The sequence below is a fragment of the Collinsella sp. HCP3S3_E11 genome, assembly GCF_052067375.1.
Taxonomy (GTDB): Bacteria; Actinomycetota; Coriobacteriia; order Coriobacteriales; family Coriobacteriaceae; genus Collinsella.
The window spans coordinates 28576-52812 of record NZ_JBQHQI010000002.1 but is presented as its reverse complement, the minus strand read 5'-3'; the positions used below and the strand labels follow the sequence as shown (position 1 = coordinate 52812).

General features: G+C 56.9%; 22 protein-coding genes and 1 tRNA gene. 3 read left to right on the top strand and 20 right to left on the bottom strand.

What is annotated here, in order from left to right:
* Positions 1–35: 35 nt before the first annotated feature.
* Positions 36–1163, bottom strand: coding sequence for a hypothetical protein (locus ACTM86_RS02305; protein ID WP_441036898.1), 1128 nt, complete (start codon positions 1161–1163; stop codon positions 36–38).
* A gap of 330 nt (positions 1164–1493) precedes the next feature.
* On the opposite strand from ACTM86_RS02305, the gene ACTM86_RS02300 reads away from it, so the two are divergent.
* Positions 1494–1760, top strand: coding sequence for a hypothetical protein (locus ACTM86_RS02300; protein ID WP_441016934.1), 267 nt, complete (start codon positions 1494–1496; stop codon positions 1758–1760).
* 214 nt (positions 1761–1974) lie between these two features.
* Positions 1975–2133 carry an RICIN domain-containing protein gene (locus ACTM86_RS02295; protein ID WP_441016931.1) on the top strand — a complete coding sequence of 53 codons (159 nt, stop codon included), beginning with the start codon at positions 1975–1977 and terminating at the stop codon, positions 2131–2133.
* A 514-nt stretch (positions 2134–2647) separates the two neighbouring features.
* On the opposite strand, the gene ACTM86_RS02290 is transcribed toward ACTM86_RS02295, so the two are convergent.
* The 19 genes from ACTM86_RS02290 to ACTM86_RS02200 form a co-directional block, all read right to left on the bottom strand.
* On the bottom strand, positions 2648–3892 hold the full coding sequence (locus tag ACTM86_RS02290) for a Coenzyme F420 hydrogenase/dehydrogenase, beta subunit C-terminal domain (protein WP_441016928.1): 1245 nt from the start codon (positions 3890–3892) through the stop codon (positions 2648–2650).
* The gene (locus ACTM86_RS02285) at positions 3885–4913 is read right to left on the bottom strand and encodes a glycosyltransferase family A protein (RefSeq protein ID WP_441016925.1); all 1029 of its coding nucleotides are present in this window, start codon (positions 4911–4913) and stop codon (positions 3885–3887) included. The genes ACTM86_RS02290 and ACTM86_RS02285 overlap by 8 nt, the downstream gene beginning before the upstream one ends.
* On the bottom strand, positions 4910–6508 hold the full coding sequence (locus ACTM86_RS02280) for a lipopolysaccharide biosynthesis protein (protein ID WP_441036897.1): 1599 nt from the start codon (positions 6506–6508) through the stop codon (positions 4910–4912). The genes ACTM86_RS02285 and ACTM86_RS02280 overlap by 4 nt, the downstream gene beginning before the upstream one ends.
* Positions 6453–7535, bottom strand: a complete 1083-nt coding sequence (locus ACTM86_RS02275) for a polysaccharide pyruvyl transferase family protein (RefSeq protein ID WP_441016919.1) — start codon at positions 7533–7535, stop codon at positions 6453–6455. Before ACTM86_RS02275 ends, ACTM86_RS02280 begins: the two co-directional genes overlap by 56 nt.
* A gap of 136 nt (positions 7536–7671) precedes the next feature.
* Entirely contained in the window at positions 7672–8301 is a 630-nt protein-coding gene (locus tag ACTM86_RS02270; RefSeq protein WP_441053293.1) for a hypothetical protein, read from the bottom strand.
* A 502-nt stretch (positions 8302–8803) separates the two neighbouring features.
* Complete coding sequence (locus tag ACTM86_RS02265) at positions 8804–9814, bottom strand: glycosyltransferase family 2 protein (protein WP_441016913.1); 1011 nt, start codon at positions 9812–9814, stop codon at positions 8804–8806.
* 78 nt (positions 9815–9892) lie between these two features.
* Complete coding sequence (locus ACTM86_RS02260; RefSeq protein ID WP_441016910.1) at positions 9893–11011, bottom strand: O-antigen ligase family protein; 1119 nt, start codon at positions 11009–11011, stop codon at positions 9893–9895.
* Complete coding sequence (locus ACTM86_RS02255; RefSeq protein ID WP_441016907.1) at positions 11011–12126, bottom strand: glycosyltransferase family 4 protein; 1116 nt, start codon at positions 12124–12126, stop codon at positions 11011–11013. The genes ACTM86_RS02260 and ACTM86_RS02255 overlap by 1 nt, the downstream gene beginning before the upstream one ends.
* 10 nt (positions 12127–12136) lie before the next feature.
* Entirely contained in the window at positions 12137–12376 is a 240-nt protein-coding gene (locus ACTM86_RS02250; RefSeq protein ID WP_441016904.1) for a glycosyltransferase, read from the bottom strand.
* Positions 12376–13578 (bottom strand): glycosyltransferase, encoded by a 1203-nt coding sequence (locus tag ACTM86_RS02245; protein WP_441016901.1) that lies wholly within the window; start codon positions 13576–13578, stop codon positions 12376–12378. The genes ACTM86_RS02250 and ACTM86_RS02245 overlap by 1 nt, the downstream gene beginning before the upstream one ends.
* Positions 13578–14759, bottom strand: coding sequence for a non-hydrolyzing UDP-N-acetylglucosamine 2-epimerase (wecB, locus tag ACTM86_RS02240; RefSeq protein WP_441016898.1), 1182 nt, complete (start codon positions 14757–14759; stop codon positions 13578–13580). Before wecB ends, ACTM86_RS02245 begins: the two co-directional genes overlap by 1 nt.
* A 4-nt stretch (positions 14760–14763) precedes the next feature.
* Entirely contained in the window at positions 14764–15981 is a 1218-nt protein-coding gene (locus tag ACTM86_RS02235) for a polysaccharide biosynthesis C-terminal domain-containing protein (protein WP_441016895.1), read from the bottom strand.
* Between the two features lies 1 nt (position 15982).
* The gene (locus tag ACTM86_RS02230) at positions 15983–17041 is read right to left on the bottom strand and encodes a polysaccharide biosynthesis protein (RefSeq protein ID WP_441016892.1); all 1059 of its coding nucleotides are present in this window, start codon (positions 17039–17041) and stop codon (positions 15983–15985) included.
* On the bottom strand, positions 17042–17818 hold the full coding sequence (locus ACTM86_RS02225) for a WecB/TagA/CpsF family glycosyltransferase (RefSeq protein ID WP_441016889.1): 777 nt from the start codon (positions 17816–17818) through the stop codon (positions 17042–17044).
* Positions 17818–18531, bottom strand: a complete 714-nt coding sequence (locus ACTM86_RS02220) for a sugar transferase (RefSeq protein ID WP_441016886.1) — start codon at positions 18529–18531, stop codon at positions 17818–17820. Before ACTM86_RS02220 ends, ACTM86_RS02225 begins: the two co-directional genes overlap by 1 nt.
* 103 nt (positions 18532–18634) lie before the next feature.
* The gene (gene loaP, locus ACTM86_RS02215) at positions 18635–19186 is read right to left on the bottom strand and encodes an antiterminator LoaP (RefSeq protein ID WP_441036896.1); all 552 of its coding nucleotides are present in this window, start codon (positions 19184–19186) and stop codon (positions 18635–18637) included.
* A gap of 780 nt (positions 19187–19966) precedes the next feature.
* A tRNA-Ala gene (locus ACTM86_RS02210) sits at positions 19967–20042 on the bottom strand.
* A 212-nt stretch (positions 20043–20254) separates the two neighbouring features.
* A complete protein-coding gene (locus tag ACTM86_RS02205) occupies positions 20255–20896 on the bottom strand; it encodes a thiamine diphosphokinase (protein ID WP_441016880.1) in 642 nt (213 codons plus the stop codon).
* A 9-nt stretch (positions 20897–20905) separates the two neighbouring features.
* Positions 20906–21595: an HAD family hydrolase gene (locus ACTM86_RS02200; protein WP_441016877.1), complete on the bottom strand. Its 690-nt coding sequence runs from the start codon at positions 21593–21595 to the stop codon at positions 20906–20908.
* 331 nt (positions 21596–21926) lie between these two features.
* Between ACTM86_RS02200 and glgB the strand changes: the two genes are divergently transcribed.
* Complete coding sequence (gene glgB / locus ACTM86_RS02195; RefSeq protein WP_441016958.1) at positions 21927–24206, top strand: 1,4-alpha-glucan branching protein GlgB; 2280 nt, start codon at positions 21927–21929, stop codon at positions 24204–24206.
* The last annotated feature ends 31 nt before the right edge of the window (positions 24207–24237 follow it).

Here is a 24237-nt window from a genome sequence, read left to right as displayed (position 1 = left end):
ACCCTCACTCAGGAGCAATCCGGAAAGCGAGTGCTTTAGCAGCGAATCGCGGCGCATAGGAGCGCTATGCCGAGAAAGATTAGCGTAAGGGATGCGGCGATCCAGCAGTTATCACCGGCCTTGGGGAGCGAGGCGGTCGCGGCGGTGGCCTTGGGCCTAGAGGCCTTGGCGGCCGCGGTGTTGGTCACTGTGGTCGTGGTCACTGTCTTAGTCGCGGCTGCGGGCTTTTGTGTGGGGTTCGTCGGCGGATTCGCAGCTGGCTCGCCGGTAGCGGGATCGGTGCCAGGGGCGGACGGGCCATCGCCCGGCACGTCGGGCCCGCCGGCCTCCCCCGCCGGGGCCGTGACATCCACGGGCTCGATCGTCACATGCGATGCCACGGCCCCGTCGGCATCCGTCACGCCGCCTGCGCCAAAGGCCCCGCCCGCAGGCGCCACAAAGCGCGCGGATGCAAGCGACCCGCCCAGGCAGGCGACGCCGCCTTTGGTGCCCGACGCATCCAGCCAGGACGCATCGACGAAAAGCTGCCCGGCCGCACCGCCGCCGGCAGCCCCGCTCGGCAGGCACACGCCAAAGGCGCGCACGCCCTCCCCGGAGCCCGCGCCCGCGGCAACAACGCGCCCACCGCCGCGAACGGCAAGACCGTCCGCGATCACGCCGGCCACCCGTGCGTCCGCGATGCCGTCGCCGTCGGCTCGCGCGTCAACCTTACAGCCGTCCACCGCGAGCGTCCCCGACACGTAGATCCCGCACTGCGAGCCCGTGGCCGTCAGCGACCCGGTACCGCGGAGCGTCAGATCACCCCACACCTCCATGCCGCAACGCGAGATGTCCACGTCGGGCGCGCTCGTCTCGACAACAGTGTTCTGCCCGGTCAGCGTCACCACCAGGTCGCCGTCGGCGCCGATGGCCTCGCCCGCGTAGCCGTTAAGCTCCAGATGGACGGCATCGGTCCAGGCCCACCCGGGGCCCGACACGCCCGGCTCGTAGTACGTGGCGCCCGCGATGAACAGGCTGTCCGCACCCGCGGCATAAGAAGGCCCGCCCAGCAAAACGCATAGGCAGGCCATGGCAGTAAACAGGATGTAGTGACGGCTGGTGTGGAACGCGGCAGCAAACATAACCGCTCCGATCTTCGCAAGAGCCAATGGAAACTGCGCCAAAAAACTACCTGGTAGCAGCAGTTATTAGTGTAGCGAGATCAGGTTATAAGCAAAGAAAATACCCGTGAGCAGTGTCAGGAATTAGGTGTAAATCGTTTTGCCAGTCGGTGAATGGAAGGGACGACCGGCAGCAATTGGCGTTCATGAAAACTCGAGTTTGTATCAACGGGCCATTGCGGGCATAAATCGTAAGACTAATCTACTTTGATAGCTGCAGCTCATGGCAATCGCTCACTCCGGCCACACGGCAAACTACCAGAAGGACGGCTACGCCTACCGCTCAACCGACCTATCCAACAATTACTTTGTGCGAAATGGCAAGGCCGATGAATGGGCAACAAGGTACACCGACCGCATTCAACAGCACTTGGATGTCAAGGCAGAGAGTTTTCCATCGATGCTGATAACCAGTCCTTCCCGCCGAGCATCTCGGGGATTCAGAACGGGATTGTTGCATATGCGATGAATCTGCGGGAGCGAGAAACCAATTACAGCAAAGTTGAGCTTGCTGCGACTTCGAACGTCACCAAAGAATCGAACATCAAATGGAGTGCAAAATTCGAGTTGAAAGCTAAATATAGAACAGGTCATTGCTAGGAGTCATCGACGACGGCTCCTACCGCCTCGCGACCTCCCTCGATCACTTCATGGTCGTCGCGGCCTCCGCGTCTAGCTGCCTCCTCTCGTCCGGCGCGGGCGCCTGACGTTCGAGCGCGACTTCGCAACGGGACTCTACCGTATACCGTCGGACGGCAAGCTCCTCACCGAATCCGGCTCGCATGCAGTGCTCGCCGACCCCGACGGGTCGGCCTTGCGGCTGTGGCGTGTCTCGCCGTGCAGCAACGGCTACACGGCGACGTCGTTCTCGGGCCTGGACTTCGACGACCGCTACGCCTCCACCGCCGAGGGCAACCGCGTCTGGCTCTACGAGCCCAACAGCGGTGCGGTGCAGGCGTGGAGGCTATTCTAAATTGCTTATTGCAACAACCACGGATGCGGGAATCAAATCACACGTCGTCAATGACATAGCAAGTGTAGAGGTTGCGGACCCCCACCAACCTCAGGCTCACTGAAGTAGACCGCACTCATTGTTAGAGAGGTGTTTTCAAGCAGTCTTACGGCCTTGTCCTAGGTAATGCCCGATATAATATGAATCGGAAAAACCAACTGCGCCGTCAGTGTTCACGTGTTCAGACTTTATGGCTTCGGCGCCTTAAGCGAAAAGGCAGCCGAAGCGGCCAACGGCCGCAAACAAGCTGGTGTAGTAGAATATCTTTAGTGCGTCGTAGTCGTTAAGTCTATCGCAGCGCGCACCTTGACCTACGCCAAGAACCCTTCGATATCATCGATCTGGACGAACGACCTATAGCTAACGAACAACTTGTCTTTATAAGGTACGATATCTAGAGCGTTCACCTCGTTGCAACACAAGACCGAAACGGCGAGATAAATGCCCGCGTTGCCGACATCGACAACGCGGGCATTTATTCCATGTTCCTTTTCATCAACTTGACAACGGGCCTCAGCACGCACAAAACGCTTCTCCGAAGAAACGATCTCAGTTTCTTTGAGAATGAAACTTCGAAGCGAAACATCTCAATCATAGATTCGATAGCAGAGCCGGTTTCAAGCTCCTTAAGGAACTCATCACGTTTCTCATATGGCAGAACGGATCTCACCAAAGCGGGGTTACCCGGCAGGACCTTTTCGAGCGAGGACATCCCCCACTCAAGCTTGTGCTTCACGCCTTCAAATGCAGCAGTGCCCTTGGCGGTGTTACAGAGTACGGCAGAAACGCCTCCTTCGTAATCGACCTCGTGATGTGCTGATTGTATACCCCAATAGTCACCCAACGTGATATCTGAACCGCAGGAACGTTTTGCGAGGCACCTTAGACACGATGAGCGCAGGCTTGCGTTAGCGAGAAAGGCCTTCATATACCAGTCATCACCGAAAACGCAACTATCTACCAGCGCAGACGAAGCCGAGGAGCTGTCTTTCTCCGTACCATGCGCATATGCGTATAATTCGGAGAAATTCAACCATCCAGTCGTTTTACTCCGCATATTCACAGTACTGAGCGCCGCGCCAGCAACGGACTCCTTGTGCTCAGCCCACTTCTTCCACAGGAGGGGCGAGGGGACACCGTGGCAAATAACGTCAACGGCAAGGAAGTCATCGGTGCCGGCGAGGTTACCAAGGTATGCCACCATGCCCGCGACCTGACACGCCGTACCAACGAAAAGCGTCCGCCTACCGTCTCGGAGCGCCTTTCTTATACCCTTGTAAACCTCGCGGCCCACAGAACTCTGAACGTACTTTGAACGCATGACAGTGTCGAGATCAGCCTCATTTTCGATGAGAACATGATGGACAATTCTGTAGTCTTTACTCCAAGCCGCACCACAGACGACCCCGCCGGCGGCAAGAACATCATGGGCAAGAAGTGCAAATACGCCACCCGAGGAAGAGGCAAGTCTTTCATATCGATTCTTCGATTTCGCCCAAAACACACACCCAACGTCATCCTTAGGTCGTTCCATCATAGCGGGACACACAGAATCACAGCCTCCGCAACCCACGCACGCCTTCGCATTAACCCTCGGACGGAGAAACCCACAGCCGTCGGCAGACATCTTTATACATGATTTCGGACACTTGGCGGCACAGGCACCGCAACCATAACACTCATCACCAAGCGATGAGATCTTAGGCGTATTTTCAGCCATGTCGATAAATTCCCCCAATCATATTCTTGACTAGCCTTACGGCACCCCTTGTTGCACGGGCCAGGGCAAAGCCGGCGGGCGCGAAGCCAGCGTCACAAATGACAGCCATGAGTTCGCGTTTTAACGACTTACCCTCGAGGGCATCAAGATCTGCCTTCAAGTCGCGCGCAAGGCCCCTGTTTCCCATCTTGACGGCAAGTCCGAAGCGCTGAGGTAGATACTTCCGCTTCGCGTACCCCATGTAGTCGGAGAGATCCATATCGCTCATTCCCATCGATGGCAGGACATGAACGATGATGTCCTCGAGTTCATGAGTCCGGCGCATCTGATCCTCGAGCGAAACGTAACTGTGCGAGTGACTGTCCCCACGCAAAACGTAGGTTGCCAGGTCTTTATGAATAAAACCACAATCGTTATGATATGTAAGTGGGAAAAGAAGCTGCCAATTCTGCCCTGACCTGCTCTCATAAATCCGCCTACCACCGATTGCCCTAAAGAGAGCGTCGGCGCGCGCCATGTACGCAATGTCTGAGCAGAAGATGCCCTTATTCTCCCTAATGAGCCCGTCGAAAAGTCGGGGCTGAGAGTCATCGAAGACACATCGGTTCACGACCGTCCCCGGGTCGCTTTCATCCACGAAGGATATGTCGCAGACAACGAGACCTTTTTCAGGATGAGCCTCAAGATATTTGGCCTTGAGCTCGAGGTTTTTCGGGTCCATGAGGTCATCGCTGTCAGGCCACGTAACGTACTTTCCGGAAACGTAGGGAAGACCCAAGTTCATCGCACTCGCCTGGCCACCGTTAGGATGGGTGAGGATCCTGAACACGATACCGCGTCCCTCGAGCCTATCTCGCCAGGACTCGGCCACGGCGAGCGTAGCATCGGTCGAACCGTCGTCCACGAATATAAGTTCAATACTCGGCCACGTCTGAGCCATGATGTTTCCGAAGAAGCGGTCGAGATAGGCCTCCCCATTATAACAAGGGGTAACGATGCTCACGAGTGGCTTGTCACTCATCGAATCGCCCCCAAGAGACCAAACACGCGCTCGCGCAGGGCGGCGAACTCATACGATTTCCTGAACAAGACGAAGAAGAACAAATTGGACACGACAAGGCAGATAAGGGCGGACACGATGAGCGTGAGCCACCCGAGGCTCGCCAAGAACGGGGAACAGGCGACCCAGCACGCGCCCGTCGCAGCGACGACGGCCGCAAGGTAGACCAGCAGCTTCCCAAAATACCTGAAGGGCGACTTTCCGAAGAGGAATCGGTACGTGGACATGGGCCGAGAAACCACGAACACGAGTCTGGAGACCACCGTGCCGATGTAAACGCCAACGAGCCCAAATTTGATCGCCGCGAGGACAGACACGACAAGGTTTACGATCGCCTGAAGGAGCGACCACCACTTATCAATGTTGAAGTTGCCCTTTGCAATGCGCGCGTTGTTGTAGATGGTGGACTGACCCTGGAGATAGAAATTGAGGATGATGAGCGCAAGGCTTGCAGTATCTATGACGTAGTCGGAACCCACCCATAGTGTGACGAACGGGGTCAGGAGAACGACGAAACATACGGTGCACAATCCGTAGATCCAAAAGTTAATAAAATTTGCCTCCTCGAAAACCCTCTCAAAGCGCTCTTTAGTAGCTGAGACCGCGAGATTGCCGAAACCAGCAACAACACTGTTGAAGAGGATGAGCACAACCGCGGAGACGGCGTTAATCACAAGGTTATAGTTGCTCACCGCACCCACAACGGCGATGCCAAGCGTAGGGATTGCGGAGATGATGGTGCTGTCAGTGGCGTGCACCGCAACACCGGCAAACTGGTGGACGGCAAGCCCCTTGACTTCGTTTAAGATGCCTTTGCGGTTGTCCGCGGATAACCTTTCCTCCGGCTTACCCTTGAGAATCGGGTAGCGTTTGTTGAGGTAGAAGGCGACTAGGAAGCGGGTAAGGATGAGTGTCACGGTATTAGAAAGCAGATAAACAAGGTAACTCCTGGTGACCACAAGCGCCACGAGCTGAACGGCAACGCAGACCAGGTTTGTAAGGGTATCAACGTTAGTCGAGACATAGGTCTCCTGAAGAGCGTTAGAGTACCCGAATTTATAGGTGACGAAATAGGACGTGACCGTGTTGGCAAGAAAAATCAGGAAATAAAGCCTGAGCTCGAAAAGGGACAGACCCTCTGCGCCGTGAACGATGTATTGAAGGAAGGGCGTAACAGCAAGGCCAAACGCAAGCACTATGAAAGCAATAAGTCGGTAAGTGCGCTTGTAGAACTGCATGAGTTGGCGGACCTTCTCGCGCTCGCCGCGCTCTACTGGACCGTAAAGCGCAAAAGTCATGGCGGAGCCGAAGCCTAACTCGGCAAATGAGAGGAAACTCAGAATCTCGGTATAAAGGCCGTTGACACCGAGGTAGTACTTTCCCAGGACATAGATGAAAACAGTCCTAGAGATGAAACTCGCAAGAAGACTCGCCCCCTTTCCCACAAGTCCGTAAATAGAGCTCTTCGCGGCGAAAGCGGTCCTGCTCATCCCTTTTAATCTATCGCTCAAAGCAACCCTCCAGATATCCCATGAACTTTTCTCTCTCGCAGGCAATCGCCTCATCAACTCCTTTGTACTCCCCCGCCCGGGTAAGGTCATACTCCGGGGTACCGTATACCTTCTCCTCGATTCCCAGCATCTGCGAAAGCTGTTCCAGGCGAGAGAACATGCTGGCCCCACCCTCGCGGTGCACGATGGTAAGAGGCGTGTGCAAGATCGAGCTGAACACGGCGGCGTGGAACGAGTCGGTCACCACATGCGCGGCATTGTCAATGAGATCGATGAATTCCGCCGGGCCGGCATCCGGCTCTCCGGGCTTCTGCCTGTCGGAGAGCGGTACAACGGGGATGCGCCCGTGGTCAGTTACCATCTCGAGTACGTCAGCCGCCTCGGTACCGAGGCCTCCCAACAGGTACGTGAAGACGTACGGTTTCTCCGGCGTACAACGACCGTCAGCGACAGTACGCCAATCGTCGGAAGACAGCACCAAGGTCGGGTCACATATCACCTTTGCATCGATGTCACTGCACTCCTTAATGAGCTCGGCGCCGCGTTTCTCGCGAACTGATACGTGAGCAAAACCACTCACTCCCCCAGCAACACGCTCCGACTGTTTGGAATCAGCAAAAGAGTCAATTCCTAAGCTCGCGGCAACGGCAATGCGCTGCTCCGGTCGTGTGAACTTCGCAAAGAACCATGGCTCTTGATGACGGATTCCCTCGGGATTCCAAACTTGATCGCTGCCAACAATGAAATAGTCGTACGAGTCGCGGGCAGACCGCCCCATACCAGGCAAAATCACAGTCGGGATGTTCCGACCAAAGCGCCTGAACGCAGCAGCTCGTTCAGGAGTCCGATTCTTCTCGGCGTTGCTGCTAGGACCCTTGCCTAAAAGGACGCATGCTGCCTTTTTAATGGCGTAGTACGCTCTTCGCGGTAGTGAAAACTGTTGCTCCTTTTCTAATACGAAGGGGATGCAACCCACCCGCTCGACCAGCCGTGCCATCGCGTAGCACTGCAATCTATTCCCGTAGTTGAAGTTACCTGCCAGTGTTATGATTCCAACTCGAATATTCTTCACTGAAGACCTCACATATCAATCCAATAGATGTTTCGCGATCGAAGCAATTCTTCTAATTTTCAAAAATACGTCCAAGCGACCCCATTCCCGATCCCTAAAAGCAACGAGGCAGACCTGAACCTTCCACGCGGAGACGTCATCGACACAAACGAGAACCTCGTCGCAGCCGGCGGAACCCAGAACCGGGAATTAAGTTCCAAGCGTTCTCTGCGCGAACGACGGTAATCAATGCAGAGCTCAAAATGGTGGTAGCTACACAACCGTTAAACGAAAGAGCCCAATTCCCTCTTGTGCCACCAAGCTCAGGCAGCATTTCCAGAGTCACATTTCCGACATACGCCCGATTGTAAAAGTCACGTGTCTCGAACGGTGAGTTTATTGCGGAGCCCTTAACGGAACGGTAAACGTAGACCTCTTCATCCATCAACGCGAATGTGTTCGCTTTGACGAAAAACTCCGCCTTCAGAAGGCTGGCCTCGGCCAAAAGGGAACGCTTGCTCTCTCGATGGAAAAGTGAGTGCCTGAAAGTCAGCGTACACATTGAATGCCATCCTACTTCAAGGAAGAATCGTCTTACAACATCGGCTTTCGCGAGCAAGCCATCATCCATGCCAGAGAAGTTAATGTGGAGAGATCCGTCTTCGCGAACCGCATTCAACAACAGGACGACGGGGAAGAAGTATTTCTCCAGAGCGCAGGAAATATGGGTCAGCATATCCGAATGAGCAACAGCATCATCGGCGTCCATGCAAAACACGTAGCGCACCAGGTCTCTTTAGTAGCCCTCTGCCGAACGGCATAGGTCCCGCCGTTTCCTTACGAACTATTTTTACGTGCGAAAGGTATGGCACCGAGCCGACATGGTTCCTGATATTCAAGGGCTCTTTTTAGCCGTCATCGACCACCACGACGTCGTGGTCGTAAAATGACTGTACGGCAATCGGCGCGTAGTCCTCAATAACTTCCCGAGCGTTATATGCGGAAATGCAGATAGAAAGTAGTGGACGCCTAGACATATCTGCCCTTGAATTAATAGATCTATCTCGAGCAATTAAATTGACCGTAATGTTATGACCGCTGCCCAACAGGGAATGGACGAAGCGCCTATCGCGGTGCAAAAGTGGCTTAATATCCAACAGAACCATGCGGTGGTAAAATCCCTCCAAGCACCAAAGCCCCATAAGCACCGACCCGGCTTCTTGCTCCACGATTGATAAAGTGCTTATCAAATTCAAACCAATTCAACAAGCGTGTTGTACGCACTTTTTTCAGATACTCCTACCGAGAATTCTCCGACATAAGTGCGAAACATTGGTCACAAGCCAAAGTCTCAAATGACTGCCCGCAAGCACAGAACCGAGGATGGAGCGCTGGTCGAACCTCAAGCGCCTCACTCCTCGGCGCACATCAGGAGCGAGTCCCAAAAGAGAAGATCTTATCTGAGCGACTTCACCTCTTGAAGTCTCTCTTCCCAAGGCAGCGGCCGAGTCGGCCAGCACTTTTGAAAGACTCACATAGAGCCTGAGAGAACCGTCCATTGCTTCATCATTCATTTCCCAGCTCCGACCATATTCCAACAGTCTTCTAGCTACACGCTCGGTATTGTCAATGTATGAGTGTTTGTAGCTGGTCGTGCTACTGCCCTCATTGGGCCTATAGAAGTACAAAACGTCCTCGATGCGTACGAATGAGTCCGCGGAATTTGCGATGGGAAGCAATTGGAGAAGATCCTCCGCGAGCATAAGCCTTGCGCTTGTCCCGTAGGTTGCATTCACATCTATGTGGCAAAGACGAATGGCTTTGCCACATAGGCTGTTCGAGAGGCCGCCGCAGACAGCCTTTTTGAACAGCTTGTAATCATCTCCGCCATAGAAACCTTCTCGCAGAAAGGGAAGGTCGTCCCTTGTGGAGAAATCCTCGCGCCGGGAAAACCGGAAGGACACGATGTCGGCACCGGTCTTGTCGATGCAATTAGAAACGGTCTCCAAGGCATCGCTACGGAATGCATCGTCAGCGTCTAGAAACACTACGTAATCGCCTCTGCAATGAGACAGTCCTCTTCTTCTTGCAAGAAGAGGACCTCGGTTTTCACCATGCAAAACTCGGATGTTTGTTCGTGCAGCTGCAAACTTATCGGCGATGGCGCCGGATCGATCTGTTGATCCGTCGTCAACGATAACGAGCTCATAATTGCTGTAAGTTTGTCTCGCAACCGACTGAAGGCATTCAGATAAGTATCTTTCCCCGTTGTAAACAGGGACAATGATTGAAAAACGCATTAGTAGATACTCCTTATCGCAGAAGAGAGGTGTCGGCCTCCCGCCAACACCCTCCGACCAGGCAACGCAGAGGTCCCATCAAAACCCCTCAACAAGTGCGGGCTCACACGAATGAGTGGCCAGAAAAACACAAAACGCAAAAACCAACTCGGTGTAGCCCGAGAACCCGTTGAAAAAGGCACACCACAAAAAAAGACCAACTACAACGTAGCCATAGGAGCCCGACCCACAATGAATGAAAGAACGAACGACATACACAAAGTAAAGAATTAGTCCTATAAACCCATAGGAAATGAGAAAAGAAAGAAAGTCGTTGTGAGTGCCAACCGTCAGGACGGAATGTTCTACGATCATTCCCACGCCAGCGCCGAACAACTTGTTAAGCGTCGGAAGCGAGCTGTACATTGCAAAGTAGTATTCCCAAATCTGGTCTCTGCCGTTGGAAAAAGATGAGGCGTTTCCCTCAAGGTTGCTACTCTTCTCGAACAGAGCAGTTGAAAAAAGCGCGGGCAGGACCGACACCACGACGACAACTGCAACAAATACAAGAAGGATGCCCCTTAGTCTACGATCAATACGTCTTGATGCCGCGAGGACTTGAATAAGGTAAATCGCGCAACCTGCAATCGTGATAGTTCTAGCCCCTGTCATAAGGAGGGCAAAAAATAGCCCGGTCGAAATACAAAGGCGAACGAGCACATAATGTTCATAGCGTTTCAAATCATAGCCAACGAGCGCGATGAGCAAAGTGATTAGTGCGGCTGCCTCATGCTGGCTCGAGAACGCCATCTGAAACGTCTTTACACCCCAAAGGATTCGATAGGAAGAGGGCATGACCAACGAAGCCAATACGAATAGAGATGACGCATACGTCAGCACCCTTACTGCGGTAGCGAGTTTTCCATTCAAAGAAAGCGTAGACAACCGCCGGATAGTCAACAATGCAAATAAGCAGAGAAACAGCTTATTAAATTGTCCCACTACAGTGCCTGCACTAGCCCCAGCGAGAAAGCTAGTGCCGATACTCAACACGAAATAACAAAGAGCGATTATCTCGAACCGCTTGAACCGCAGTCTGCTCTTCGCGCAATCTCTAATAAAGCAAATAAAGAAAGCCAGGCTGAAAAGATAGGTGAAACCGCTGACATACTGGTTGACGAGCTGGAAGAACGGTCGGACAAGGATGAGAAGCTCCATCAGCGACAGACTCCTAAATAACCGAAGACTCTACCGTTCACAACACGGAAATCAAAATCTGCGGATTTGGCATAGGCTGCAGCCGAAAGCTCAGCATAACAGTCCGCAACTGTCCGCACTGCATCCGCGATGGACCTCGCCGTCCCATCGGTCCTCTCGGCAACGGACCCAAAAGGCGCAACAGCGGAGATGCCACCAACATCCGTGCTAATGATTGGCATGCCCATACCCATCGCCTCAAGGATCGTCATTGGCACACCCTCGTGTAACGAGTTCATCACCAAGATATCCGAATCTCGCATCTGCGCGCGCACGCCTTCGGTCTCGAGGCTTCCTTTGAAGGAAGCCTTTCTGCCCGCCAGGGCCTTCAGATGCTCCCGCTCCTCACCGTCGCCCACAATTGCAAGGGACTCCACCTCGGGCATAGCCTCGGCCGCTTCGATGATGGGGCCAATGTTCTTGACGGCCGAAAGCCTTCCCACAAAGAGTAGCCTCACAGCCTTCGGGTCGAAGTCGCGTTCGATCTTCTCGCGGTGATCGATAGAGTTCGATACTATGCGTACGTCGTCGTTCAGATGCTCATAATCTGCCTTGGTCCCCTCGTCCAGAACCAACAGCCGATCTGCCTTCTTTATAACCCATACTAGGTACCGCTGAAAAGCGTCCGCAAGCCAGCTCTTCTTGTAGAATCGCAGGTTATCCTTCATATGCAGGAAGCTGCCATGCGACATTACGACACATCTGCCACGACCAAGTACCTTTACGGGGCCGAACGCCTCAGGCGTGTGTATGAAGTTGACGTCACCTTTATTAAGGCCGATCTTCGGAACGTATTTCAAAAGCCCCTTCGCGAATCGCATACGCAGAGACCCCTGCACGTGCGCGAGGTCGGTATCCGCATAAGCCACAGGTAGAAAACGATACGCAACGCCGCCGATCTCAACCTTGGACTCGATACCCACGGCCCTGGGATCCTTGGTAACGCCCACAAGGAGGGCGCCTTGAGCCGCCGAGGGCTCCTCCTCTGCGAGGAAGCGCAGGAAGTTACGCACACTCGTAAGCTGGCCACCGATGGGGTGGTCAACGTAGTTAGTAGTATCATAGAGAACTAGCATGAAGTCCCTTTCAGGGTTGAAAAAGATCCGACAGGGCCCTGAGGCCCTCATCAAGGCCTTCGACCGCGATCGACGCAGGGCTCGTTATTGTCTCGGCGCACCCGCCCGTGTCGTATGTCACAACGGGAGTCCCACAGGCTTCCGCTTCCAGGTTTACCGTAGGGTAGTTGTCTTCAACAGTCGGGTTGAAGAAGACATTCGCGGCGCTGTAAATGGCCGCCAGTTGTGCGGCCGAATCAGTCCTACGCATCAGAACTGCAACCCCCCCCCAGCCATTTTCACGATGGTGGCCTTCAGGGTAGACATGTCGGCGGGCACCGTGATCGCGGCGCTGGGCTCGGCTATCTCAGCGCAAGCAGAGCCTTCTGCCACAACCACGGGGGTGCCGCAGGCCTGCGCCTCGGCCACCGTCATACCGAAGGTCTCCTCGACGCCGGGGTGCACAAACACATCGGCGGCGCTGTAGGCCTCGGCCAGTTTCTCGGGGCTCTCGGTCTTAGGAAGGGCGATGAGCTGTCTGGAGAGCCGCCTAATCTGTTTCTTAGAGAGCCCGACGAGGACGATTGCGTAATTTTCAGTGCTGAGCTTTTCCGCCAGCTTTACGAAATCGCTCAAACCCTTGCGTTCAGTCCAAGGGCTCGCAACGCCTAGCACCATGAACCGCTCGCCAATACCGTACCTCTCGCGGAAGTCGCTAGGGGTGGGCTTGAAGATGTCGGTGTCGATGGTGTTATGACGAACTTCCACCGGATATTCTTTGAGAAAGCTCTTCCCGACCAGGTCTGCAAGCCACTGTGAAGGTGTTATCAGCGCCATCCGCTCGGGCGGCACGCTCGTGAAGATACGTTTCTTATCTTCATAGTTTCTCGAGCAGTTGGTTTTTGAAATCGTTTTGGGATAGGTGTCGAGCTGCGGGCAGCATTTCGAGTACGCGCAATGAGACTGCCATTGCGCACACTTCACATATGTGAAGTACGCGCAATGGCCCGTAAGGGCCCAGCAATCGTGGAGCGTCCATTTAACCTGGCAGCGATGAGAAGCGAGCCAGGAGAACAGCATCTCTATGTTCACGTAATAGCCGTGTATGTTATGCAAGTGCACCACATCGGGATCGATCTCGTCCAGACGCTTGAGCAATTTTGCGGTATCCCGCTTAGAGTAGAAGCCCATGCGGTCATGCAAGCGCGTCATGGCTCCGTGGGAGAGGTAGCCGGCCTTCGAAGCGCAGCACTGCTCATGGTCGCTTATCGTGTCGTGGCGACGACCCCAGAAGATGTACGAGTCAACCCCGCGCTCGGTCAGCCCACGGTGGAGTTTGCGCATTATGGTGCCGGTGGAACCGTTGTAAAAGCTGTTGAGCTGGACGTAGCGCAGAGGCCGCCCCAAGCCTTCACCCAGAGCGAGAGCCTCATCGACAAGCGCGTCGGTCGTGAGCCCTTGGTTCTGCGACACTAGCTCTTCCTCCACACCATCTTGTCCACTACGCCGGTGTAGCTCTGGATGATCTTAACCACTTTGGTGGACACGGTCTCGTCGGCGTAGTCGGGCACGGGCGCCTCGGGAAGCGACCCCTCCGCGTCGAGCTCGACGGCGGTGTGGACCGCCTGGAGCAGGCCGCGCTCGCTGATGCCGGCCAGCGTGAAGCAGGCCTTGTCCAGCGCCTCGGGGCGCTCGGTCGAGGTGCGGATGCATACCGCCGGGAACGGGCGGCCGACGCTCGCGAAGAAGCTGGACTCCTCGGGCAGCGTGCCGGAGTCGGAGACAACCGCGAAGGCGTTCATCTGCAGGCAGTTGTAGTCGTGGAAGCCCATGGGCTCGTGCATGCGCACGCGCGGGTCCAGCTGAAAGCCCGTGGCCTCCAGGCGCTTGCGGGAGCGCGGGTGGCAGGAGTACAGGATCGGCATGTCGTATCTCTCGGCCAGCGCGTTGATGGCGGTGAACAGGCTCGCGAAGTTCGCCTCGGTGTCGATGTTCTCCTCGCGGTGCGCCGAGAGGAGCATGTACTTCTTCGGCTCCAGACCGAGCTCGGAGAGGATATCGGAGGCCTCGATCTTGTCCAGGTTGGCGCGCAGGACCTCGGCCATGGGAGAGCCTGTGACGTAGGTGCGCTCCGGCGCGCAGCCGGTGTCCTTGAGGTAGCGGCGGGCGTGCTCGGAGTAGGCCAGGTTGACGTCGGAGATCACGTCGACGATGCGGCGGTTGGTCTCCTCGGGCAGGCACTCGTCCTTGCAGCGGTTGCCCGCCTCCATGTGGAAGATGGGGATGTGCAGGCGCTTGGCCGCGATGGCGGACAGGCAGCTGTTGGTGTCGCCCAGGATCAGCAGCGCTTCGGGCTGAACCTGGACCATGAGCCTGTAGCTCGCCGCTATGATGTTGCCCACGGTCTCGCCCAGGTCGGCGCCCACGGCGTCCAGGTAGACGTCCGGGTCGGCGAGCTCCAGGTCGCGGAAGAAGATGCCGTTGAGCGTGTAGTCGTAGTTCTGCCCGGTGTGCGCCAGCAGGCAGTCGAAGTGGCGGCGGCACTTCTTGATGACCTCGGACAGGCGGATGACCTCGGGGCGGGTGCCCACGATGATCAGCAGCTTCAGGCGGCCGTCGTCCCTGAATGCGATATCGGAATAGTCCTTGCCCATGCGGCTAGACCTCCTCGTAGTAGGTGTCGGGGTTCTCGGGGTCGAAGGGCTCGTTGGCCCACATGACCGTCACGAGGTCCTCGGTGTCGGACAGGTTGGTGATGGAGTGCGTGTAGCCGGGGATCATCTCGACCACGCGCATGTCGCTCCCCTTGACGACGTACTCGTCGACGGGGAACGGGTTGCCCTCGGCGTCCTCCCCCACCTTCCTCAGCTTGATGGAGGCGGTGCCGGAGACCACCAGGAACCTCTCCCACTTGCTCATGTGCCAGTGGTTGCCCTTGGTGATTCCGGGCCTCGAGACGTTGATGGAGACCTGCCCGCGCTCAGGCGTGCGCAGGAACTCCGTGAACGAGCCGCGCGAGTCCGTGTTGGGCCTGAGGCTATAGGCGAAGTTGCCCGGCTCGTAGTAGGACAGGAACGTGCTCCAGAGCTTCTTGGAGAAGGAGCCCTCGGAAAGGTCGGGTACGGAGAGCGTTTCGCGGCTGTCGCGGAAAGTGCCCAGCAGGTACACGATCTCGCCCAGGGTCTTCACGTCGGTCTTAGGGACGTAGCAGAACTCGTCGCCCTCTACCCTCTCGAGCCCCTCGTAGCCGCAGCGGTGCTCCCGTCCCAGCAGGGCGCCCAGCATCTCGTCGACCAGGTCGTCGATGTAGAGGAGCTCCAGCTCGACGGAGGGGTCGTTCACGGTGTAGGAGCGGCCGTTGGCGATGGCGTCGCAGAACGTGGCCACGGCGGAGTTGTAGCGCGGGCGGCACCACTTGCCGTAGAGGTTGGGGAAGCGGTAGATGAGCACCGGGGCGCCGGTGCGCTCCGAGTACTCGCGGAACAGGCCCTCCCCCGCGAGCTTCGACTCGCCGTAGACGGAGCCCTCGAAGCGGCCCGACAGGCTCGCCTGCGCGGAGCTGGAGAGCATGACGGGGCACGTGTTCCCGTGGCGCTCGAGGGTCTCCAGCAGCGTGGAGGCGAACCCGAAGTTGCCCTCCATGAACTCCGCCTGGTCCTTGGGGCGGTTGATGCCCGCCAGGTTGAAGACGAAGTCGGCGCGGGAGCAGTACTCCTCCAGCTCAGTGGGCGTCGAGTCGAGGTCGTACTCCATGACCTCGAGGGGAAGGAGCGGCTGGTATTTGGCGCGGCGGTCCTTGCCGTCGCGGATGTTCTTGAGCGCGCAGCAGAGGTTCCTCCCGACGAAGCCCCTCGCGCCGGTGACGAGGACGCGCACCCTACTGCACCGCCTCGTGCTCGCGGCCCTCGAGTGCCAGCTGCACATACTCGGCGGTCTTGATCTTGGCAATGGTGCCCTCCACGTCGAGCCTCTCGGTGTTGTGGGAGGTGTAGGACTCGTCCGCCTGGGTCTCCACCTCGCCGTCGACGACGAACTTGTCGTAGTTCAGGTCGCGCGAGTCGCAGGCGACGCGGTAGTAGCCGCCCATGTCCTCGGCGCGCAGGCGCTCCTCGCGGGTCATGAGGGTCTCGAAGAGCTTCTCGCCGTGGCGGGTGCCGATCACCTGGGTGCCCGTGCGTCCGAAGACCTCCTGCACCGCCTCGGCGAGGTCGCCGATGGTCGAGGCGGGGGCCTTTTGGATGAACAGGTCGCCGGGGTTGGCGTGCTCGAAAGCAAACTGGACCAGATCGACCGCCTCGTCCAGGTTCATGAGGAAGCGGGTCATGTTGGGGTCGGTGACCGTGAGCGGCTCGCCTTTCCGGATGCGGTCGATGAACAGCGGGATGACGCTGCCGCGCGAGCACATGACGTTGCCGTAGCGCGTGCAGCAGATGGTGGTGCGGCCGGCGCCGTTGCGGGCGTTGGCGTAGATGATGGACTCCATCATGGCCTTGGACTTGCCCATGGCGTTGATGGGGTAGGCCGCCTTGTCGGTGGACAGGCACACGACGCGGTCCACGCCCTCGTCGATGGCGGCGTGCAGCACGTTGTCCGTGCCGATGACGTTGGTGCGGACGGCCTCCATGGGGAAGAACTCGCAGGAGGGCACCTGCTTCAGGGCGGCGGCGTGGAAGACGTAGTCCACGCCGTGCATGGCATCGCGCACGCTCTGGGCGTTGCGGACGTCGCCGATGAAGAAGCGCACCTTAGACGCGAGCTCGGGGGACTTCTCCTGCAGGCGGTGGCGCATGTCGTCCTGCTTCTTCTCGTCGCGCGAGAAGATGCGGATCTCGGCCAGGTCGGTGTCCATGAAGTGCTTGAGCACGGTGTTGCCGAACGAGCCGGTGCCGCCCGTGATCATGAGGGTCTTGTCTTTGAATGCATTCGTGGGTTTCATCTACTTGCCTTCCTTGCGCCTTGCACCTGTGAACTGGTAAAAGAGGAATTTGGTATTAGTAATGAGATATCGTTTGAAGAGTCGTTTCGGCTCTTGAATAAGTCTGTATAGCCACTCGAGGCTCAGGTCCTGCATCCATATCGGCGCCTCTGGCACCACACCAGCGAGAACGTTAAAGGCGCCGCCGACGCCAATCATCAAAGGTTGAGGACCGCCTTTGAGCTCGTACATAAGGACTTCCTGGCGAGGGGCGCCCAGAGCAATCCAGGCAAAATCTGCACCAGAATCGGCAATACGCTTGGAGAGCTCGCACTTCTCATTTTCTGTCAAAGGCCGGAAAACTGATGGCTCCATGCCTGCGATGTTCAGGCCAGGATAGGTTTTTTGAAGCGATTGCTTTAGAGCGTCGAGGTTTTTCTGCTCGTTTCCGTAGAAATAATGACTCCATCCGTATTGATTGGAAATCTTGAAAATCTCGCGCATCAGGTCCGGACCAGTAACGCGGTCCATTGATTCAATTGATTTAGACCCCAAAACTGACAGGGGTTTACCGTCGGGAACGGACATGACCGATTCAGCCTGGCAGGCCCAATAAGAAGGATCATCGTGGGCCATAACGGACGTGTGAGCATTTGAAACGCATACGTATTCGCCATGGAGCTCATCAATATGTTTAGTGAGAAATTGAATGCAGCTAGACATATTCGTCCCGGTAATTGGGACATCAATTACCGGGACGCGCTTGAGTTCGGGGTATTTTGAATAACAATCGAGCATTAGCACGCACCCTTGCCTGTGATAACCTCGATCACCGTGAGGACGACAATCTTGAGGTCTGTGACGACACCCCTGTTGGCGATATACTCAAGGTCGCGCTGGACCATTCCGTCGAAGCCGGTCGAGTTACGGTCAGTAACCTGCCACCAGCCAGTGATCCCGGGCTTCACGGCCAGGCGCTGCAGGTCGTACTCGGTGTACTCCGCAACCTCGTTGGGCAGAGGCGGGCGCGGGCCGACAACGGACATCTGGCCCAGGAACACGTTGACGAACTGTGGGAACTCGTCGATGGAGTGCTTTCGGATGAACTTGCCGATCTTCGTTACGCGTGGGTCTTCCTTCATCTTGAACATGGCGCCGGCGATCTCGTTCCGCTCCTTGAGCTCGGCGAGGCGCTCGTCGGCGTCCCTGTACATGGAGCGGAACTTCCACATGCGGAAGGTAGACAGGGTGCCGTCGCGGTGGGTCTGCCCCACGCGAATCTGGCTGTAGAACGGGTTGCCCTCGCTCTCCAGGCGGATTGCCGCTGCGAGCACAAGGCTGGGTATGGCGATGACCGCCAGCACGCAGCCGCTGAACACGATGTCAAAGGCGCGCTTGACGGTGCGGTAGGCCAGGCGGGAGTTGTCCCAGTCCTTGAGGGCCTGCATGGCCTTGTAGCGCATGCTCACGTCGCCGCCGTTCATGGCCTGGGCAACGAGCGCAGCCCCCACCGGCGCTCCTTCTGAAGATTCAGTTTTGTCTGACACTATTTCCTTCAAACCTACGTCCCCGCCCCCGGGGATCCTCCCTGTCCCGTTAAACAGTCGCCCGCAGCTAGGCGATCGCCTTTTTAAGGTTTCGCATTGCGCGCTGCTCGGCCGAAAGCACGGCAAGGCCAACGCGCGTAGTTACGCGTCGGCCACACAGGTCGAGCTCCAAATAAGCAGTGCTCTTGCGTCTGTTAATGGTTTTGATAAGGCCTTCGTGGCCCAGCAGCGGACCTGCCGTCACTACGACCTGGTCGCCGTCCTTTAAGGCCTCGCTCATAGGAACTACGCGGTATCCCTTATGCGTAAAGCTGCCAATAAGCTGGACCTCTTCTTTTGCCAACGGCACAAACTGACCGTCCTGGGATAGCACCCGGGCAAAGTCGTCCATGCGCAGCAGATACTGTTGCACGGTGCGGGGATCTGCCGTATCGCAGATAAGGTAACCGGGAAAGAGCGGCTTGGTCGTGTTGACCCATTCGCCGTGTACTTTAATCTCGGTTTGAAATTGGGGATAAAAGAGCTCCTGAATGGTGCCAGCCGGCACCATGCGCTCAATGCGCTCGCGCATTACATCTTCGCGACCGTTAATGACCTGGATCACATACCACACGAGCACCACCCCCTTGCTGTCTTACGTGTGGCTCACAGGGTTTGGGTATGGCTTCGCCAGGGCGCTTGTGCGCGAAGGCGCTCCATATTCAAACCCTGAGCCCAGTTAGACAAGCGCGTGGCTCTGCCCCACCGTGAACGGTATGTATAAGTGCAGTTGCTAGAGTCGCGGACGTGTATCGCAAAATGACCGCAACCCCAGCTGGCTGCGTGCGATCCAGTCAAGCGGGAACAAAACTGGATCGCACGCAAACAGCTGTAGGACTGCTGCGATGAGTCATGGAATATCGAATCGAAAGAACAGCTTGCACATAGACAAGAACAAAGCCTTTCGATGCGAAACGCATGACGACTATTGGAGCTCGTGGTTTTTCTGGCACCGCCGTTACGACCGGATGCTGATCGACCCTGTGCTTTGCGGCTTGCTGGAGCCGTGAACACAGTTGAACCCATGTAATGTTAGTTATCCTAGCACAGCAGGTAGCCCATACGTTTTGGGGTGTGTTTAGCAACATATTGGTTACTTGCCGTGGTTATGGGGGATATTGTGCCGCCTTGCACACATTGCCGCAGGTTTATGGGGGTATGTGGGTTGGTGAGCACTGCCTGAGATGTATTACTGGCGGCATGAATTGCTCAAACTATTGTGTTTGGCTAACAAACTTTGTACAAAACGGGGAGGTAATTGCGCAACTTTTTGCAGGTTGATGCGAGCGTCACTTTGGTTAGTAGTGTGGACACGTATGAAAAAAGGCCTTCGGTTTTCCGAAGGCCTTTGCATTCACGATGGTGGAGACGAGGGGGATCGAACCCCTGACCTCTTGACTGCCAGTCAAGCGCTCTCCCAGCTGAGCTACGCCCCCGTGACGAGGAGATACTATAGGGGAAGATTTCCTTTGATGCAAGGACTTTTTTGGGTTGTTGCCCTGCCTTACGGGTTTTCCTGGGACGGGGCTGAATTAGCTGGTTTTGGCTTAGCCAAAACCAGCTAATTAACCCACCGTCCCGATAAAACCCTCACGCGGGGATTGTCTACTCGCCCATCGTCCCGATAAAACCCTCACGCCGCGGCACCTTACTTGTAAAGGTAAGCGATGGCCGTGCCGGTGTGGATTTGGATCGTGGCCGTTCTTCTAACGACGTTAGAGATGCCCGTGTCAGCTAACAGGCCTAGAGGGCTGTGGTCGAGTTCCCACTCGAGACCGTGTTCGCTTACTACTGTCCTAGGGGCTATGGCAATGATGGAGAACGTCTTGCCCTCGGCACCCTCGATGATCCAGGTCTCGCCTGCGTGAAGGATGCGGGCGACCACCTTGTCCTCGGCAATCCAAATGGGAGCATCCTCGTAGCCCGCAAGCAGCCCAGTTACGGAAAGCGCCATGTCCGGACGACCGCCGGTGGCGCAGGTCGCAACCACCTCGGCACCCGGCCAGCGCCGGCGGACGGAATCGAGCGCAAGTGCCAAATCGGTATAGTCCTTGTAGGGGTCGTGGCGCTCTACCTCAAAGGCCTCGGCGGCATCTACCAACGCGCGACCGGCGTCGCTCACCGTGTCGGCATCTCCTACATACACGTCGCAACCCAGACCCGCGCCCAGCAGTGCATCGAGCCCGCGGTCCACGGCGACAACGTGGTCGCACTCCCCCGCTAGTCGACGCAACAGGTCCGCGCTCGACAGCACCGGCGAGCCGCAAACAACTAATACCTTACAAGCCACAGCCCTCGCCTAGCCCTCAAACGAAAGAACGCGGGCCAGGTCCAAGTCCTCATAGCTATCGATAAAGATATCGCAGTTATCGCGAACCTCGTCGCGCTCCATACGGCCGTGCGGGTCATAAATGCCCACGCGCTTAAAGCCTGCAGTGCCAGAGCTCTTAAGGCCAAAGACGGCGTCCTCAAACACCCACGCGCGCTCAAACTGGTGCCCGTGGCGCTCCTCAAGGCGGCGCAGCGCCAGCTCGTACACATCGGGGAACTGCTTGGAGCGGCCCGCCTCGCCCGTCGTGGTAATAAACTCCATATAGGCGTCGAGCCCCGCACCCGCGAGTGCGGACTGCACCAGCTCGGCCGGCGTGGACGTGGCCACGCACATGGCAATGCCGGCCAATTTCGCCTGCTCCAAAAATGCCAGGAGCCCCTCGCGCGGCGGCACCTTGGAGTAGCCATCGATCAGGATGTCGCTCAGCTCGCGATACAGCTCCTCGCCATTTTCGCCAATGCCCCACGTGTCGTGGTAGGCCTGGCACTCGTCCTCGAGCGACAAATGCTCAAACTGGGCAAAATCGTCGACCGTTACATCAATGCCGTGACGCCGCAATAGTTCGGGCTGGGCATAGGCCCAAACGGGAGTGCTATTTACCAGTGTGCCGTCGCAATCAAAAATAAAAGCAACATTAGAGGCGGCTGTGTGGCTCATTCGCAAACCTTTCAATGTCAAATGGTAAACAACCTGCTAAAAACGTTTTACCAAACGTAAATCTAAAAATCTTGAAACCCTAATTGGTAAAACTGTCAAGAGTTTTACCATCGCAATTCTGTCAGTGGCATAAACATGGCGCTCACCGATTAAACGCCACCGTAAATCCACTTTCGTCCATAAAAGTAACGGACAGGTGTTATTGTGGTTTTTGCCGAAAGTTCCACCGAGCACGTGAGGTGGGACGAATCATAGAGCTATCGCCGTCCCTTCGATTCGTGCAGCCTTGGACCTTTCGCATCTAGTCACCAAGGCAACACGCTGCCGCGTCATGATGGGATCAAACGTGAGCGATACAAAGCTAAAGCCAGCAACCAAAAAGCCCGCTACCCGTAAAGCCGCCCCGCACGCACCGGAGCTCACCAAGGACGATGTCTATCTGTTTGGCATTGGAATGTGGGAGCGCAGCTGGGAAAAGATGGGCGCGCATCCCGACACGCAGCAGCGCACGCGCGGCTGGCGTTTTTGCGTTTGGGCGCCCGACGTTAAGAGCGTCCACGTTATCGGTGAATTTAACAATTGGGACGAACAAGCCAACCCGCTGGTGCCCGTACACACGAGCGCTATCTGGGAAGGCTTTATTCCTGGCGCCGAGCAGGGCCAGCTCTATAAATACCTCATCGAGACCAACGAGGGCGAAAAGCTCTACAAGGCCGATCCGTACGCCTTTAAGGCCGAGTGCCCTCCGGGAACGGCGAGCGTGCTGTGGACCCTCGATGGCTACCAGTGGAACGACGCCGCGTGGCTCAAGCGCCGCGCCGGCCACAACCACATGTCGCAGCCGCTCAACATCTACGAGGTGCATATTGGCTCGTGGAAGCGCCACGGAGACGAGCCACAGGGCGAGCCGGACGAGTACGGCAACTACCCCGGTCCCATGGACCCCTTCCCTGCGCAGCGCGGCGAGTTTTACACCTACGACGACCTGTCGGTGGAGCTCGTGGACTACGTGCGCGATATGGGCTACACACATATCGAGGTCATGCCGCTTATGGAGCACCCCTTCGATGGCTCCTGGGGCTACCAGACGACCGGCTACTTTGCCGCCACGTCGCGCTACGGCAACCCGCAGCAGCTCATGCACTTTATCGATGCGTGCCACGAGGCGGGCATCGGCGTGATTATGGACTGGGTACCCGGCGGTTTTTGCGCCGACTCCCACGGCCTTGCCACCTTTAACGGCCACATGCTGTTTGAGCACGAGATTCACCCCAACTGGGGCACGCACAAGTTTGACTTCGCCCGCGGCGAGGTCCGCTCCTTCTTGGTCTCCAACGTGCTGTACTGGATCGAGAACTTCCATGTGGACGGCATTCGCATGGACGGCGTGTCCAGCATGCTGTACCTCAACTTTGGCATTGACGATCCTGGCCAAAAGAAGTTCAACAAGTACGGTACCGAGGAGGACCTGGACGCCAGCGCGTTTATCCGTCAGGTCAACTGCGCTGTTGAGGCGCACTACCCCGACGTGATGATGATGGCCGAGGAGTCCACCGCGTGGCCGCTTGTGACCTATCCGCCGCAGGACGGCGGCCTGGGCTTCCACTACAAGTGGGACATGGGCTGGATGAACGACACCCTGCACTACATGCAGACCGATTTTCCGTGGCGCCCCGGCAACCATGGCTTGCTCACGTTCTCCATCATGTACGCCTTTACCGAGAACTTTATCTGCCCGCTGAGCCATGACGAGGTCGTGCACGGCAAGTGCTCGCTCATCGGCCGCATGCCGGGTGACTGGTGGCGCCAGTTTGCCGGCCTGCGCACGCTCGCCTTCTACCAGATGACGCACCCCGGTGCCAAGCTCAACTTTATGGGCAACGAGATCGGCCAGTTTATCGAGTGGCGCTACTACGAATCTATTCAGTGGTTCTTGACCGAGGAGTACGAGACTCACCGTCATCATCAGGCGTTCATTAAGGCGCTCAACCACCTGTATACCGCCGAGCCCGCCCTGTACGAGCGCGGCTACAATGACGACGGCTTTACCTGGATCGACGCGGACAACTCCAAGCAGTCCATCGTGAGCTTTGTGCGTCAGGGCGAGAACGTCGATGACGACCTCGTGATCCTGATCAACTTTGACCCGGCGGCCTACGAGAGCTTCCGTGTGGGCGTGCCGCGTGAGGGCGACTGGGAGGTCATCTTTGACTCCGACCGTCCCGAGTTTGGCGGCAGCGGCTATGCTGGCGAGGAGCCCTACACCTGCTCGAGCGAGCCCTATCCCTGGAACGGGCAGATGGACTCCATCGAGATTAAGGTGCCCAGCCTGGCAGGCGTGGTGCTTAAGCGTCGCGGCCCCAGCAGCTATAAGCCGCCCGTGGTCGAGGAGCCCAAGAAGGCGACCCGCAAGCGTGCGTCCTCGGTAAAGCCCAAGCCAGCGACCGCCAAGAAGGCTCCGGCTAAGGCAAAGGCTACGACGACCAAGGCCAAGGCTAAGGCCGCCGCAAAGCCCGCTGCCAAAGCTACCGCGACCAAGAAGCCGGCTGCCAAAAAGGCCGCTACCAAACCCAAGCCTGCTTCTGTTAAGTCATCACCTAAGGATGCGTAACAAAGCCGTTACAGCTGTAATTACCCGCCCC

Coding starts and splice junctions, on each gene's coding strand:
- ACTM86_RS02300 (WP_441016934.1), top strand. CDS start 1,494: ATGGGCAACAAGGTACACCGACCGCATTCAACAGCACTTGGATGTCAA.
- ACTM86_RS02290 (WP_441016928.1), bottom strand. CDS start 3,892: ATGGCTGAAAATACGCCTAAGATCTCATCGCTTGGTGATGAGTGTTAT.
- ACTM86_RS02285 (WP_441016925.1), bottom strand. CDS start 4,913: ATGAGTGACAAGCCACTCGTGAGCATCGTTACCCCTTGTTATAATGGG.
- ACTM86_RS02265 (WP_441016913.1), bottom strand. CDS start 9,814: ATGCGTTTTTCAATCATTGTCCCTGTTTACAACGGGGAAAGATACTTA.
- ACTM86_RS02260 (WP_441016910.1), bottom strand. CDS start 11,011: ATGGAGCTTCTCATCCTTGTCCGACCGTTCTTCCAGCTCGTCAACCAG.
- ACTM86_RS02255 (WP_441016907.1), bottom strand. CDS start 12,126: ATGCTAGTTCTCTATGATACTACTAACTACGTTGACCACCCCATCGGT.
- ACTM86_RS02250 (WP_441016904.1), bottom strand. CDS start 12,376: ATGCGTAGGACTGATTCGGCCGCACAACTGGCGGCCATTTACAGCGCC.
- wecB (WP_441016898.1), bottom strand. CDS start 14,759: ATGGGCAAGGACTATTCCGATATCGCATTCAGGGACGACGGCCGCCTG.
- ACTM86_RS02230 (WP_441016892.1), bottom strand. CDS start 17,041: ATGAAACCCACGAATGCATTCAAAGACAAGACCCTCATGATCACGGGC.
- ACTM86_RS02225 (WP_441016889.1), bottom strand. CDS start 17,818: ATGCTCGATTGTTATTCAAAATACCCCGAACTCAAGCGCGTCCCGGTA.
- ACTM86_RS02200 (WP_441016877.1), bottom strand. CDS start 21,595: ATGAGCCACACAGCCGCCTCTAATGTTGCTTTTATTTTTGATTGCGAC.
- glgB (WP_441016958.1), top strand. CDS start 21,927: ATGATGGGATCAAACGTGAGCGATACAAAGCTAAAGCCAGCAACCAAA.